We start from the raw sequence: 15,109 nt of genomic DNA on the forward strand, positions 1-15,109 counted from the left end.
GTATCGACAACTATTGGCACACACGTTTTTCGGTTGGCTGTTTTCACAAACGTTATTGGCCTTCCCTACCCTAAGGAAGCGCAAGACGTCGACTCACCAGAAAAACGGAGCTGACTTTACCCCTCGCAGGAGAGGATTTACCGAGGAGGCTGCTACGCTCTCTGCAGAAAACGTCCGTCTGTAACGAATTTAAAAATCTTAGCTTGTAAAGGAACCTTGGCAAATCACAGTCTATGCCGTAGGCTGAGCCTTCGTGGCACGTAGACCGTTTCCTTCAGCGCTTATACATTCTTAACATGTTAAAAGGCAATGATCTGTTAGATAACCGCCTTCCTTTTTTATTTGCTTAGTAAAGGATGATTATGATGGTCAGTCAAGAAACTCTACCAAAAAAAGGCGTCATTATGGTGATGCTTGATACGCTGATGGATAAACCATTTCAACAGGCATTAGAACAAGAAGACCTTTCCGTCCTTCCTTACTTTATGGATCGGGGGGAATATTACCCGCGGGTGGTCGCGCCGTACCCGACGATGTCGGTCAACGTAGAAAGTACGCTGCTCACCGGTCATTACCCGGACCAACACCGCGTTCCGGCGCTCGCCTGGTTTAACCAAAAAGAAAACCGGCTTATTAATTACGGCACCCACGTGTTAGAAATGCGGAAATTAGGGCTCTCCACCTGCTTGTATGACTCCTTCTACCGCTTGAATCAGGAACATTTAAGCTCCGACGTAAAAACCATTCACGAAGAACTGGCAGACCAAGGCCTTACCTCTGCTTCAATTAACCCACTCATGCATAAAGGCAACGTACCTACTACCATTACGGTACCAAGCCTCATCCGTTTGTTTGTTTCTCTGGAAAAAAACATTGAAATTTCAGCTGCGGACAAGTTTGTGTACGGCCGTTTAGCTAATCTGAGTCCGTTAAAAAAATATAGCCGGCTTTGGAATAAATACGGATTTAACAATAAATTTAGTATTCAGGAATTTTCCCACCTGGTGAAAAATGATACCATCCCGGACTTCTCGTTTGTCTACTTACCCGACCATGATAAAAATGTCCATAAACGCGGGCCGATGGATACAAAAGGGATAAAAGATATGGACAAGCAATTAAAGCCTTTAATGGACGCATTTCCTTCCTGGGAAGAAGCGCTTAAAAACTACATCTGGATTATCATCGGCGATAACGGGCAATCAGGCGTCCAAAAAGATAAAAACAAAGCCCTCGTTGATATTAGAAAACTATTACAGCCGCTTAAAATCACTAAGTTACGTAAAGGCGTGCAAAACGATGACCAAGTGGTAGTGGCCAGCAACCTGCGCTCCTGTTTCATCTACACGTTAAAGCCAGACGAAGTGCCAGTTACAGAGATTGCAGAAAAATTGCAAACTGATTCGCGCGTGGAAATGGCGGCCTGGAAAAGCGAGGGCTGGATTCATGTGATTAAAGGCGAATGCAACGAAACCTTTACATTTAAAGAAGGCGGCAGCATGAAAGATGAATATAAGCAAACATGGGAGATCGACGGCGACCATTCTCTTCTCGATTTAAGCATCACGGAAAACGTAATCGAGTTCGGCGACTATCCTGATGCATTAAAACGGCTGCATAGTGCTTTACACTCTCATGAAGGCGAATTTGTCGTAACAAGTGTCAAACCGGGTCATGAATTTATTAGCGAAAGTACGCCGAAACACCCGAACGGCGCAAGCCACGGTGGCTTTCATAAAAACGACTCCTTCATCCCGATGCTCGTAACCGGGACAGACGCTGCGCCCGACTTCTTACGCATAGTCGATCTGAAAAAGTGGATACTAAACTTGATCCAATCTGCTTAGCCATTTTCCTACAGCACGTAAGGAGGGCAAAAATATGAAAGAGAAAAGCGAACAAATCCAGACCTTTTTAAGTGACCTTGTCGACTCTTTATTTCTCCATGAATACGAGAACATTTTTCCTCCAGAAGCTGACCTGCAAGAAAACGAAGAATAAGACCTTTTTCTGTAAAAGAAAAGCGGAGGCTTACGCTCGCAGATTGCGAGTCGGAACTCTCTTTTTTGAAAGTGTCATCACATAGGTGGACTGCTGCAACACGGAAGCGCTTGCTTTACGACACGGGGACCATTGATCTGAAAGCGGGAGGGCGCCGAGCGTCCAAAGTTTTGTCGAAACGTAACAGAAAGTTGTCGAATCGTCCAAATTTTGCCCCAAACCGTCCAAAATCACACGCCAACCGTCCATGTTCCTGTCGAATCGTCCATTTTTATTTAAAAAACCAGCCGCAACTTCCAGCGGCTGGCCCTCGATTTAAATCGTCCACTCATCATTAATAATACCAACTACATGCCATTCACCAGCTTCTTGTTCTAACACAATGCGCAGGCTTCCCCAGTTGAGATCCCCCTCATCAGCTGGAAAATGGTATTCTACCACGGTTGCTTCAGGATACGCTTCATCGCTGTTTTCAATCGTATTTCCTGAACCTTGGCGCTCGTCGCGCGCTACGTGGTCCGCGGTGGCATAATCTTTGTCATAAACGAATGAGAATACGTCAATTCAATCGGATTACCACGTCCGTCATAAACGCCCCACGTATAGACCGTTTCATCTTCTGACAATTGCGCAGCTTCTTCTGCAGAAAAGTCCTGGTCATTTTCTGTGTCTACATACGCGTACGGGGAGAAACGGACGCCTTCATTCGGAAGAACATGCTCGGCGAATTCTTCCATATCTTGCGCCTGCAGTGCTCCCACTACTTGCGAAGCCGTTTCTTCTGCGACAAAGCGCTCAGGGTCCAATGCTCTTGCTAAGAAGACGGAAAATTCAGCCCGTGTCGTTTCAGCGTCCTGCAAAAAGGTGCCATCTTCGTAACCGGTGGCAATGGCAGCCGCAGCGATCGTTTCAATTTCTTGATGGAATAAGTCATCTTCATTCACATCGTTGAAATCGACTTCAGGGTAGATGCTTGAAAATGAAAAGGAACGGTTTAATATCGCCGCCATTTCGCCTCATGTTAATAAATCTTCCGGGAAAAATTGCTCGCCGTAGCCGCTAATTATCCCTTCGTCATGGACAGCGGCGACATCTTCAAATAAATTATCGCTTTCATCAACATCTGTAAAGCCGGGAGCCGGTCGATTGTCTGTCTCCAGTCCCAGCGCTTCTGTCACCATCGTCGCCGTGTGAATGCGTGTCACCGGTTCATCCGGCTGAAAGGTACCATCCCCAAAACCAGAGATGATTCCTTCCTCTGCTAAAAATTCAATTTCCTCATGGGCCCAGTGAGTGGCGTCCACATCAGTAAAGTCCGTGCCTGATTCGGCTGCCCCAGTGCTTGGTGCCACTACTAAAGCAACTGCTCCAACAACGAGCCCGGTTTTCAATAACTTCACACTATCCCTCCTGAAAACATGCAGAGATTAAAGGCCTCGCTCGTTTACATCTGAAAACACACCATCTTACGTTATGCGAAACTTTCAGTTCAGGTTTCTTCTCGTGTTTAAAACGAAAGGCCCTTTTACTACATGGGTCGAGATCAACATGATGAAGTTACAATTTCATTGCATTCTTAAAGGAAAATTTCAACACGTGTCCTACCTATTTCCCAAAGAGTTTATCTACTTCATCATCATATTCCAGCACTTCGACAGAACGCTTGGTTGTATTCTTTCCTACCAGGAACAAGAGGTTTTTCAAAAAACATTGGCAGCTTGCCTATATGCTTCACCGCAGCTAGCGGAGAGGAGTGCCCTCCCTCCGTAACAATGGTATATGTAAATCATCGTAAGAAACTCCTGCAGGCTGGGCAAGTAGTTTGTGCTACGTTACCAGCCTTTTTTAATCCAATACTCAAGTTTACGTTTCCACACAATTTGGATGGGTTCATGTTCTCTGCCGATCGGCTTCACGAGAGCCGTTTTCATCTTCAGCCGCTTCCCGCACCACACATCAGTTAGTAATTGATCGCCTAAAAATAAGCTCGATTCAGGCTCTACTTTCATCTCTTTCATGTGTTGTTTAATGATGGAAGGTGATGGCTTTTTACAATCACCAAACCCGGGAATGCCAAACGGATCACAAAATTTATCTACTCTTTCATCGCTGTTATTGGAAACGACCACTAATTGAGCCCCGTGGTGACTTAAGGATTGAATCCATTCGTTCACCTCCTGTTCTCCAGGCTGGTCATGGACTGCTAACGTACTATCGAGATCAGAAAAAATGGTCGAGATATTGTGTTGCTTCAGCCAATCACTCGTAATATCCGAAAAGTGATGAAGCTCAAAGTCAGGTTTTAATACAGCCATCTTGATCACATCCTTGGTGCTAGCTTATCCGTTTACGTGAAGGTTTATAATGAGAGATAAGAAGCGATGCCATAAAAAAGATGCTCTCACAGCACGCGCAGAGCATCTTTTTTAACACGAATATGAAGTGGACTTTTTTTCATTTCTTCCCCGTCACTGTGCACATGAACCGGCGGATCTGAGTGGATTAACACTTCCTTGCCTTCTAGCAGGGTGACAAAGTCTTTTGTCGTATGCTTGCCTTTGTAAGCTTGCGGGAAGACACGTAGCAGTTCCCATTTACTACTGCCATGTACAACGCAGAGGTTAAGCATTCCGTCTTCAGGGGTCGCATCCGGACAAATCATTACCCCGCCACCATAATTCGGGGCATTCGCTACCGCCACAAGCCACACATCCGTAAAATTCATTTCGTTACCATCAACTGTGATCGTTACCGTTGTCGGCTGATATGTACGAAGCGTTTCCAGTACGCTTACTACATAAGAGAGCCCGCCTACTCGCAAGCGGTTAAGGTATTTTTTATACGAGGATCTATTGACGTTTTTGGCAACTTCGCCGTCAAATCCAATCCCCGTCACGGTTAGACAGTACTTATCCTCAAGTTCGAGCACATCTACTTGCTTTGTTTTATTGGCCACGATACGCTCAAATGCCTGCCCATAATGGTTTGGCACACCTAAACACCTGGCAAAATCATTCCCTGACCCGGTTGGAATGAGGCCAAGTGCTGTGTCTTTCCCTATAAGCCCATTGGCTACTTCATGAATGGTCCCGTCTCCTCCGATGGTGATAATTGTTTCTACCTTTTTCTCTACTAGCTCCTCAACAAGTTCAGTCGCATGCTGGGGCCTTTCTGTAAACCGAACGGTATAAGCATACTCTGCAGCTTGCAGAGCCTGCTCAACCTGTTTCCACGCCTTATCCCCTTTCCCGTTGCCGGAAACTTTATTTACAATACATCCGTACATCTCTACTCCCTTCTTTCAACGGCCGCGCCCTGTCTAAGTAGCATCTGTTTATTGGAACAACTGCATCGTTTATTCAACTTGCTTATGCTGCTCTTTCGTTACGGTGTTTGCCTCGACAGATTGTTGGTTTAAAAGGTTCCGGGATCGCTCCATAATGAAGTTAGCTGCTTCTTGATAATCGGTGTTAAGCGTAGAGACATCGATTGGGTCTCCAACCGTAATGAGCGCTTTTTGACGTAAGCCCCACTTCGTTTTGCTATATTGCACCGCAACAGGAAATACAGGCACTCCACTTTTCATCGCAAAAAAAGCCACCCCTTTTTTCGGTTCTACCCACTTCCCATTTTTAATTCTAGTACCTTCGGGAAAAACACCTACAATCCTGCCTTCTTCTAAAAGGTTTAAAGCTTTTCGCACTGGGCGAATCACTACACCGCTGCTTCGATTAACAGGAATTGCGTTAATCTGGTGAAAAAACCAACGTGCTAAGTTAAACTGGAACAACTCAATTTTCGCTAAAAAATGAATTTCTCTTTTCATCATTAAACTAATTAAAATAGGATCGCCTATACTACAATGATTGGAAGAAATGATCATTGGACCTCCGTGAACCATTTTCTCTTTACCTTCTATTTCCACTTTATATTTTATTGGAATAATAATTTTTGCTATTGATTTTAATAACCGGTAGAACACGTTCTCCCCTCCCCCAACAAAAAATCTAGAGATGCGAATAACTTTTGATTCTGTGATAATAATATTCCTATAACATGGGAATTTTCAACCAACACTTTACATTTTTTCTTTTTAGTTCAACAATATACATAAGGAGGGATCATTTCATGAGTACCTTTACTTGTATTGGACAACCTCAACATCCTTCTACAGAATGGTTGATTGACGGGCTCCAACAAACATTTGCCAACGAAGGTTACGAATACCTTAACACACCCGAAGATGACATCAAACTTGTCTTCAATGTGGTGGACCGGGAGACTCCTCGTCCATATCGCAGAAAGGCACAAGGCACCTTTGTGGTTTCGATTGTGGAAACAGAGGAACGCCCCCAGGAAGTACACAAAGAAGCGTATCCTTATTTGGTAAGAAGCCTTGCTAATCATCTTATGTATGTAAGTCACCTAGAGGACAGTACAGAACTTTATTTTTTAACCCCTGAACAAGGGAATTATAGCATGTCTTTTGATAACAACAAGCAGGACGACCAAGTGTTTGACCAAATCTACCAGCGTTTGCAACCGCTTGCTTCTTCGCAACTGGTCATTGACAATGATTTTTATGAAGATCTGCCAGAATCCCTTTGGAACGGCGATGAGATTACCGATTCATTAAGCGCCTCCGGGAAAAAGCTGGATGAGATGAATCTGCTGCCGGCTCCATTCCCACTCGAAGACGTGTTATCAGAGCGAGATATCCGCCACCTCAAGAAGTTATATGGGATCGGCGGCTTAAGCTATGGTAACTTGAGCGCCCGAAAAGATGAAGAGAACTTTTGGATGAGTGCAAGCGGCATTGATAAATCACAAATGAGTGAAGTAGGAAAAGACTTCCTCCACATCTCCGGCTATGATTATGAAAAGAATAAAATGAAAGTAAGCATTCCACCTAATATTACACCAAAGCGAGCTTCAGTGGATGCGATTGAGCATTGGATGATTTATAAAGAGCATCCGGAGGTAGGAGCCATTGTTCATATCCATGCTTGGATGGACAACGTGGAAGCTACAGAGATTAACTACCCGTGCGGCACGGTTGAATTAGCTGAAACCGTAGCTCGATTAGTAAAAGAATCGGAAGACCCCTCGCGTGCGGTCATCGGCTTGAAAAATCACGGCCTTACTATAACTGGCAGAGATCTGGATGATATTTTCAATCGGATTGAAGGAAAAATTATTCCACAAGTGCCAATGCATTAACTTGTTTAACATGGGGGCTGTCTCAAATGCCTTTGTAAAGCGGTAAAAAATGGAGCGGGTGCGCAGCCCCGCCCTTCGCTTGCACAGTGACGAGTACGGAGTGCGGCGTGACGCTATATTAGTGCCGCGTGACGGTGTTCGAGTGCGGTGCATGAGTATGAAGTGCCGTGTCATCGCCAATGGGCACGGCGTCGTGCAGGCCCCCCTCTGTGTTTGGCAACGGCGCAAACGGAAACCCCCAGTTTTTATATGATAACTAGAAAAGGGGCTGCCCTTTTTGGACAGCCCCCTCAAACTTTAACACATACAGTCTTTGTTGCTCTGCGATTTATTATACCAATATATTTTCGACGGCGAATCAAGCTACGTTCGATTTCAGCGCACTTTTGATTGGCAAAATGGAGGTTGGCATGAAAGCAATTCAGTTTGACTTACATCTCCCAAAATACGCATTTACAAAAGCTGCCGGTAAACTTAACCCTTCGCTTTATGTGAAAGGCCCTTTTAATTGCCTTGAGCTTCGCGATATCGAAAAACCGCAGCTTCCTACTGAAGAATGGGTGGAAGTAAACGTAACATACGGCGGCATTTGCGGCAGCGATTTGAACTTAATTACATTAAAAGACAGCCCTGCTACTTCTCCTTATGTATCGTTTCCGTTTACGATTGGTCATGAAATCGTTGGCAAAATTTCATATGTCGGCACAGAGGCAGCCGGGATCGAGGTTGGAGAGCGGGTCGTGATTGACCCGGTCTTAGCATGTGAAGCCAGAGGCATCACTCCTTTTTGCAAAGAATGTGAAAAAGGGAACTATAACCTTTGCCAGCACATGAATGCCGGCATCCTTTCACCAGGGCTTCTAACCGGGACGTGCAAAGATACAGGCGGAAGCTGGAGCAGTCATCTCGTCGCGCACCAAAGCCAGGTCATTAAACTGCCAGAACACGTATCAGATGAAAACGGGGTTCTTATTGAACCGTTCAGCTGTGCGTTACATACCGTCATGCAGAATCCTCCCGAACCTGATGACACGGTGCTCGTCATCGGAGCAGGCGTGATTGGCATCAGTGTGGTTGCCGCCCTGCGTGCTCTCGAGTACACCTGCAACATTGTGGCGCTGGTCAAATACGACTTTCAGGCGGAACTTGCCCGTCACTTTGGCGCGGACGACATCATTTTTTTATCAAAGGACAAGGATTACATATCTACGGCCGCCAACACCTTTCAAGCGGATGTGCTTAAGCCGGTAATCGGCGAGCCGATTGTACACGGCGGTGCTGACGTGATATACGAATGTGTCGGGAATAAAAAAAGCTTAGATGATGCGCTTCGTTTCGCCAAGCGCGGTGGGAAAGTGTCATTGTTAGGACTCGCGAACTTCGTAGACAACATGGATTTAACGATGGTCTGGTTAAATGAGTTAGACATCAAAGGCAGCTTCGCCTACGGTACCGACACGTACAAAGGCGAGAAAAAACGGACCTTGCAGATTGCAGTTGAATTAATCGCTGCCGGGAAAGTTGATCTTGCACCGCTCCTCACCCACACCTTCGCGCTCGAAAACTATCACGAAGCGCTCGATGCTGCCGCCAACAAAAGTAACAAAAACACCATGAAAGTAGTGTTTGCGCCGTAATTGAAAGATAATGCTACTCTTTCCTCTTAAAAGCCCTCCTGTAACAAAGCTAACGGGTTCAGTGTTTGGGGGAGAAAAATCGTAATAACAGTATGAATATCATACTAATTAACAAACATTTCGCCAGTAAATTCGCATTGTAAATAGCAAGAAAAACGCTCAGATATATTCTATTCTGGGCGTTTTTTCCTAAAATTCACTATCCTGTTTCAACTAAAGCTTTCGTTTGTTGAACAAGAGCAGTTATAGCTTCTTGTACTATCGCTCCCTGTTAGGCAACGCCAAAGTCTATCCAATGCCTGCTTATTTCCATAATATAAATAAATAACAATAGGGCTACTTCCCAATCTTCTATAGAAGCATCATTTATTTCATATTCCAAATTCTTCAAATACACCTTTGGCATTACAGCTTTCGCTAACAATTTATTAGTTTCTTCGCCGACAACTTCCTAACATATACGTAGTTGGACGACGGACGCCGTTACCATGAAGAGCATCATCAAAAAGCCGTTGTGAGGAGCAGCCACCACAACGGCTTTTAATTACTTTCCTAAGGCTTTTGAGACAGCCCCGGGCGCTTAAAGCTAGAGGAAAATAAAGTTCTCCCCTGCCGCGTGCTGCCGTTAAAACCACCCTTCTGCCAAGAGCGCCTCACTTTCACCCTGCTGTACAAAAAATACGTTATGCTCATGGCCGACATAAACTAAGGCCATCGGCTCATGCACATCTCCTAGCAAAACGTTCAGCAGGTGCGTTTCACCGTTTTCGTATTCAATGAGGAGATCGTAATCTGGCATAGCTTGAAAATCCTCCGCTATCCCTTCCGCTCGCTCTGCTTCGACCATGGCAGTTTTAAACAACTGAATATCATCTGCTTCGGTGACTTCGGCAAAAAAATCACTATTAACTCCGCCATAGCCGATAGAATGAGAAATGGAAATCGCTTCTATCTCATCGAGGATCTCCATCTCCTCCTGAACCGGAGCGCAGGAGAGCAATAAGCAGGCGTAAATGCCAGTTAATATCATAGTGAGATAGTGTTTCATCGTAATCCTTTCAGTAACCCTGCGTTTTATCCTTTTCTTTCTGCAAAAAATCCGCTAGAATCACGTAATCCTCGGTTAATTTTGTCTTAGGAAAGAATATCTTCTGAAAGTGGTCAGGATCGGTAATATCGACCTTTCCTACAAATGCGTCCTCATCTTCCTGGTCTTGCGGCAATATAAGCTCTCGCCCCCAAATTCCGGTAGCGTCCGTCTACTTCAAAATTGTGCAGATGGACATCCATCTAGCCCATCGTCGCTTGAACCAACTGATGCAATTGGTAAAAATGTCGCCGTGCTAGGCTCTTCTATTCTCCGCCAAACAGGTGGCTTAATATCACGCAACGTAATGTTGAGTTGATAGATGATATTATCCATGAAGCGGCCTCCATTAACGTACTCCTTCACCATCAAATCATCAACATAATAGCGACCATTACTACAAATATAAATCCGACCGGGAGCACAGCCATAAGTGCAATCAGCATCTTTTTTTCATTTAATTGGCTGTCTGACTTTGTCGCCTGTGCCTGCGTCAATTTAATAACTAACACCGTAACCACTGTTGAAATAATACTAATTACAACAGCGAAAAAAATGAACCAGCTCATCGTAGTAAGCACCTCTATTATTGGGGTATGTATTCGTTCATTAGAATAACACAGCCTGAATGCGAATGCCCGCAGTGTGCTATTTCGTCATAGAGATGTCTAAATTGAATAAGCTTTCTTAAGGCACAGGCTTCCGCGCCTGTTTAAATTAATAGAACAGCGGCCACGATAACGGCTAGAATAAACAACACCGGCATCAAAATGAGATAATAAATCACCATATTCTTCTCACTGCCACTGCTGCTATATTTCTGATGCTCCGAGCTAGTGAGCTTTGTCAACATAAATGTGACCACCGCTCCAATAATAATGATAATAACAGAGATCAATAATAACCAGTTCATCTGCACAGCACCTCGAACTATGACTATTTTAGCTTTCTTTAAGTGTAGCATGGTGGAGCGGTCGAGCATATGTAGCTGGAAACTTTTTATTTTGTAGATTGCCATGACGTAAGCATCAAAGTCATGAATCTTTCAATTTCCTCTACCGACTGGATTGAAAGAAGGGATGTCGCCATAACTTCAGCGGTGACATTATGAAGATCTTCTTTTTCAACTACGCGGCTACTTTTGTAAAATGTTTCATCATATGTGAAATCGCCTCGGTGTTCGCGGTCTAACAGGGCTGCTTTCAGCCAATGACTTTCAATTTCACGATCGTACCCCGGCACATGGTCCATCTCAATCCGTCCCCCGATAAAAAGAGGCGGCAAATCAGGCAATGAGGCATGATACAGCTGGACGGTGATACCGAAAATCGTTACGCGGTTTTTATCAGCTGGTCCGTCCGACAAGATGTAATAACGGGCCATAAAGGGAGGGAGAAAGGAGCGGTTTTCTTGGTACCTTTCATTTAAGTTATCGTTCCACTTGGCATATACACGCGTGCCCCGCAGCGGTTCATATCCGTTTTTCTCCATGATTCGATCAGTTTCTTTTAACAACTGCTTGGATTGATAGGCAAGCTCCCGTACATTTTGAATCGACTGCATCATGTTTTGCTCTTCATTCATCCCTGCTTCTTCCTTTCCCCTTCAGCAATCTTCCAGGTGGCTTTTTGGACGCTCTTAATATGCCGGAATCCTCCAAACCGCGTAAATTCCAGGCTCTCACAAAGCTGTTTGAGGTCACGTTTAATTTTTTCATCTTGGAGAGAACGTTTACGATCCCGCAAAACAGCTTCATAAATATAAGCCCAATCGAACCAGGCCAGCGTCATGCTCATCGCTAAATCTTTCGGCATAGCCCGTATGGTTTCATTTAAATCGGTGCCGGGCGCAATATGGTCGTTCGTTACATAATACATGGCATACTGTACAGCGGCCTTTTCCGGAATAGCAAACAGGCGGCGCGTCTCTAGAAGCTGCAAATCCTGCATTTGTTTCACTAATTGGTCCCGGCCAGCCGCAGAGCGATCCTCCGCCGGAACCTCCCACTTTTCAAGACTTGATTTAGGCGATAAATACTTCGCTTCTATCGCAGTGAGGGTATAAGTATCATCCTCATGGCAAAAAACCAATACAAGATCCGGCTCTGAGGTGTGCAGCCGCGGCCAAAAATGGAATTCCACCTGCGTAACCGGCTTAACCTGAAACGGCCGCTCCCCAAGCACAGGCTCCACCTGGGCAAGCATGTCCACCAAAAGAGCAGGCGACGATATATAAGACAACAAACCAAACACCGAAGACGTAAGCACATCCTCACTCCGCACAAGTACAGACGGCACCTTCCCGTGTAAAATAGACTGCAGCATAGGCATTCCTCATTTTTAGCAGCATTTAAAAAATTGATAATATTGGAGAACAAGCTAGACTTATTGTACCGCGATGGGAGCAGGATGTCATGAGGGTGGGAGTTGCTGGGTTTAAATGTTTAATCAAAATTTGTCCTTTGACATTGGACAACCTAACTTGATCATATGCTGTTCCAGAGGTGGTGGAATGGTTAAAGCTCTTCAAGTGTATTTTAAAGAAATCCCTCGAGAAATGAATCCCAGAGATATGTGACCAGAAGATTGATGATCTTTTAAATGAGTAGAACCCGACCTGGCTCTTCCTAGGTCGGGTTCGTTATACCTTCTACATATTCTCTTTCACTTCACACGTCCGGTCCCTTAAGCCGTCGAATAATTACGACGCGCCGCCTACTTGCTGCGGGCTGGCGGGAAAGCGGTCCGGGTTGGCTTGTACGTATGCGTAGACGGTCTCTTCCATATCTTTGGTAAGTCTTGAGATCGTGTTCGGCGAGACGGAGAAGCGTTCACCGAGTTCTTTTTGCGTAAGCTGGAGGGTTTGGTTGGTGTCCAAGTCTTTCATATTGTTAATGACGGCGGCTGCGCAGGCGGCGGGCTTGCGCATATTCGGCTGTTTGTCGCGCAGGTAGTCGGCCACGATGTCGATCAGGTAATAAAGGTTATGCTGTTCGTTTGCATCGATGTCCGTGTCAAGGAATTCAGCCAGGTGTTGTAACGCCTCATTGTACATGGTGATATCCAGGTCAAATTGATATGCATAGTCGCTAGCGTTAGCGACTTCCGTTTGTGGTTGCTCCTCAGTATGCGTTTGGTCTGCCTCTTTTTCTACATATGAAAGCACCATCGTTAGCTGCATATCAAAGAAGTGGGAATCAGCGTAGGCCTGCCGGTCCGGCTGTCCGCTTTGGTTGAAATCTTCGGTTAAGTCAGACTCAAAGGTTTCATAAGGAATAGGTTGAATGAGCGGTGCCGGTAGTGAAAGCCAACCGTCTCTGTATGGGGCCGCAATGGTAAGAACAGAAGAGGCGTCTTCTTCTGTTTCTAACCGGTCGATTTGGTAAAGAGTTACGCTTTCGTTATCCGTCCAATTCGTCAGCTTGATATAATCAGAAGCCAAGTCATCGATAGAGCCAATCAGAATCTTCGTATGTTCTAATTGTTTCATAGCTTCTTTTGTACGCTTGCGGGTGATATTTTTCTGCTCGCTATGTAAGAAATCTTGCCATTTTTCCCGGTTTAAAATCAGCGCATACCAGGTGAGAAAGATCGAATGCTGCGTGTCACGGTCTTCCACTCCAATGTCGCTGAACTTCTTCCATTCCTGCTGCTTAAGCTGATTCGCTTCCACATCAAACTTCAGTTTGTGCTCCGCGTGTTCTAAATACCTTGTCACAATCTCTTTAATATCTTTTTTTACAAGCTGGTCGATACTTGGTGTGTCTGTGTTTGCACAGCATTTTTTATATTTTTTGCCGCTGCCGCATGGACACGGTTCATTTCGTCCAATTGCCATGAATGGACCTCCTTTTTAAGGGTAGCTATGCCTATTGTAGCGCGAATTAATAGGGATGTCATGGGAATCATGTCGGAAAGTATTGGCAGAATAAGTGTAGAAAGATGATAGATTTTTGTCAAATGTTGAAGGTATTGCGGGAAAAGGGGCAGTTTTGCGTCTCGCGCCCGGCCGATTACTGTGTGAGTGTTAGAAGACTTCGGGAGATGTTGGGAGGTTTAGGGATGGTTAGTGGAATCTCGGTTAGAGGGTGCGGCGTGTCGAGAGTGGAGGAGCATTGCGCAGTGAACCTAGTTTGTTGCACTGTGAGGGGCTATGGTTGAGGAATAAAGTTCTCTGATTGCAAAATGGCACCTTCCGCTTGCACAGTGACGAGAAATGTTTGCTTAGCCATCTGCCAGGTAGGTAGCTCTGGCCATTAACGGGCGGGCCTACTCGTTGGCAGAAGATCCCCTGCACTCTCATTTATGGAAACACTCTAAAGATGGCATTTCCCTACTATATTTTCATGAAGCCCATTTATAAAGAGACCCCTGGAGCCCCAATGGAACGAACTCTCATCGCTGTCCCCCAAACAGAATTATGGCTGTATCGAAACCGGTGTGCCGATTGGAACAATGCTTGCCAATTCCTCGACATCGTGATTAAACATACGAATACACCCTCTTGATACCGCGTGACCAATGGAAGCCGGATCATCTGTGCCGTGGATACCGTAATGCTGTTTGGACAAGCTCATCCACATGGTACCGAACGGGCCGCCAGGGTTGGGGGCTTTATTAATAATGATAAAATCTCCAATTGGTGTTTCAAACAGTATTCTTCCGACTGCAATCGGGTACTCTCTTTGCAGAACACCCTCTCGAAATAACCACAGCCGGCGATTGTTGATGGAGACTTCAATCTGATATGGAAGAGTGTGGGGATCAGGAAAACCTGGTATAACGAGCGGTTGGCCGGGATAAATCAAATTTGGATCAATCATCGGGTTGGCTTCAAGGATATCGGGCAGGGGCGTGCGGTAATCCCTTGAAATTTGTGTCAGCGTTTCGCCGGGTTGGACCGTGTGGAGCAAAACAACCACCTCCAAAGGGTTTAGTTGCATTCTATGCGAATGTTGAAAAGTGTTTCCTTCGGGGAAATATACTTCGGCATAAAGCCTGCGGGGGCAGGGTGGGACCGGTTTATAGCTTGGGAAAATGAAGGGGATTATGACAGATACCCAGATAGAGAGTTTGGGGTTTAATGCGGGGGAACGGCGAGGGGGTGCGGCGTCGAAAGATTTGAGTGCCGAGTGGGGTTCGTAATGCGGCGGTGAAAATGTTTT

General features: G+C 45.3%; 17 protein-coding genes. 3 read left to right on the forward strand and 14 right to left on the reverse strand.

Features of this window, described 5'->3' with window-relative positions; genetic code table 11:
- Positions 1-362: 362 nt before the first annotated feature.
- Complete coding sequence (locus tag D469_RS0107440; RefSeq protein WP_169577113.1) at positions 363-1,847, forward strand: alkaline phosphatase family protein; 1,485 nt, start codon at positions 363-365, stop codon at positions 1,845-1,847.
- Between the two features lie 469 nt (positions 1,848-2,316).
- Here D469_RS0107440 and D469_RS22680 read toward each other — a convergent pair whose 3' ends face one another.
- The 6 genes from D469_RS22680 to D469_RS19855 form a co-directional block, all read right to left on the reverse strand.
- Complete coding sequence (locus D469_RS22680) at positions 2,317-2,442, reverse strand: hypothetical protein (RefSeq protein WP_018922760.1); 126 nt, start codon at positions 2,440-2,442, stop codon at positions 2,317-2,319.
- 68 nt (positions 2,443-2,510) lie between these two features.
- Entirely contained in the window at positions 2,511-3,011 is a 501-nt protein-coding gene (locus tag D469_RS21015; RefSeq protein ID WP_026286152.1) for an S-layer homology domain-containing protein, read from the reverse strand.
- Positions 3,012-3,017: 6 nt separating this feature from the next.
- Positions 3,018-3,401 (reverse strand): S-layer homology domain-containing protein, encoded by a 384-nt coding sequence (locus D469_RS21020; RefSeq protein WP_018922761.1) that lies wholly within the window; start codon positions 3,399-3,401, stop codon positions 3,018-3,020.
- 432 nt (positions 3,402-3,833) lie between these two features.
- The gene (locus D469_RS0107470; RefSeq protein ID WP_018922763.1) at positions 3,834-4,316 is read right to left on the reverse strand and encodes a YqeG family HAD IIIA-type phosphatase; all 483 of its coding nucleotides are present in this window, start codon (positions 4,314-4,316) and stop codon (positions 3,834-3,836) included.
- A gap of 86 nt (positions 4,317-4,402) precedes the next feature.
- On the reverse strand, positions 4,403-5,287 hold the full coding sequence (locus D469_RS0107475) for a diacylglycerol/lipid kinase family protein (RefSeq protein ID WP_018922764.1): 885 nt from the start codon (positions 5,285-5,287) through the stop codon (positions 4,403-4,405).
- A 69-nt stretch (positions 5,288-5,356) separates the two neighbouring features.
- Positions 5,357-5,983 (reverse strand): lysophospholipid acyltransferase family protein, encoded by a 627-nt coding sequence (locus D469_RS19855; RefSeq protein WP_018922765.1) that lies wholly within the window; start codon positions 5,981-5,983, stop codon positions 5,357-5,359.
- Positions 5,984-6,129: 146 nt separating this feature from the next.
- Here D469_RS19855 and D469_RS0107485 point away from each other — a divergent pair, with 146 nt between their 5' ends.
- Together D469_RS0107485 and D469_RS0107490 are read left to right on the forward strand one after the other, a co-directional pair.
- A complete protein-coding gene (locus tag D469_RS0107485) occupies positions 6,130-7,221 on the forward strand; it encodes a class II aldolase/adducin family protein (protein WP_018922766.1) in 1,092 nt (363 codons plus the stop codon).
- Positions 7,222-7,631: 410 nt separating this feature from the next.
- Complete coding sequence (locus D469_RS0107490; RefSeq protein WP_018922767.1) at positions 7,632-8,858, forward strand: zinc-dependent alcohol dehydrogenase; 1,227 nt, start codon at positions 7,632-7,634, stop codon at positions 8,856-8,858.
- Between the two features lie 625 nt (positions 8,859-9,483).
- Here D469_RS0107490 and D469_RS0107500 read toward each other — a convergent pair.
- The 8 genes from D469_RS0107500 to D469_RS0107540 all read right to left on the reverse strand — a co-directional run bounded on the left by D469_RS0107500 (position 9,484) and on the right by D469_RS0107540 (position 14,857).
- The gene (locus D469_RS0107500) at positions 9,484-9,828 is read right to left on the reverse strand and encodes a hypothetical protein (protein WP_018922769.1); all 345 of its coding nucleotides are present in this window, start codon (positions 9,826-9,828) and stop codon (positions 9,484-9,486) included.
- Positions 9,829-10,122: 294 nt separating this feature from the next.
- Complete coding sequence (locus D469_RS22010; protein ID WP_018922771.1) at positions 10,123-10,281, reverse strand: hypothetical protein; 159 nt, start codon at positions 10,279-10,281, stop codon at positions 10,123-10,125.
- Between the two features lie 32 nt (positions 10,282-10,313).
- Entirely contained in the window at positions 10,314-10,514 is a 201-nt protein-coding gene (locus D469_RS0107515; RefSeq protein WP_018922772.1) for a hypothetical protein, read from the reverse strand.
- A 143-nt stretch (positions 10,515-10,657) separates the two neighbouring features.
- A complete protein-coding gene (locus tag D469_RS0107520; RefSeq protein WP_156816930.1) occupies positions 10,658-10,858 on the reverse strand; it encodes a hypothetical protein in 201 nt (66 codons plus the stop codon).
- An 86-nt stretch (positions 10,859-10,944) separates the two neighbouring features.
- Entirely contained in the window at positions 10,945-11,529 is a 585-nt protein-coding gene (locus tag D469_RS0107525) for a hypothetical protein (protein WP_018922774.1), read from the reverse strand.
- Positions 11,526-12,269 carry a hypothetical protein gene (locus tag D469_RS0107530; RefSeq protein ID WP_018922775.1) on the reverse strand — a complete coding sequence of 248 codons (744 nt, stop codon included), beginning with the start codon at positions 12,267-12,269 and terminating at the stop codon, positions 11,526-11,528. The genes D469_RS0107525 and D469_RS0107530 overlap by 4 nt, the downstream gene beginning before the upstream one ends.
- A gap of 376 nt (positions 12,270-12,645) precedes the next feature.
- Positions 12,646-13,782 (reverse strand): YecA family protein, encoded by a 1,137-nt coding sequence (locus D469_RS0107535; RefSeq protein WP_018922776.1) that lies wholly within the window; start codon positions 13,780-13,782, stop codon positions 12,646-12,648.
- A gap of 580 nt (positions 13,783-14,362) precedes the next feature.
- Positions 14,363-14,857, reverse strand: a complete 495-nt coding sequence (locus tag D469_RS0107540; protein ID WP_018922777.1) for a L,D-transpeptidase family protein — start codon at positions 14,855-14,857, stop codon at positions 14,363-14,365.
- Positions 14,858-15,109: the final 252 nt, after the last annotated feature.

The sequence above is a fragment of the Salsuginibacillus kocurii DSM 18087 genome, assembly GCF_000377705.1.
Taxonomy (GTDB): domain Bacteria; phylum Bacillota; class Bacilli; order Bacillales; family Marinococcaceae; genus Salsuginibacillus; species Salsuginibacillus kocurii.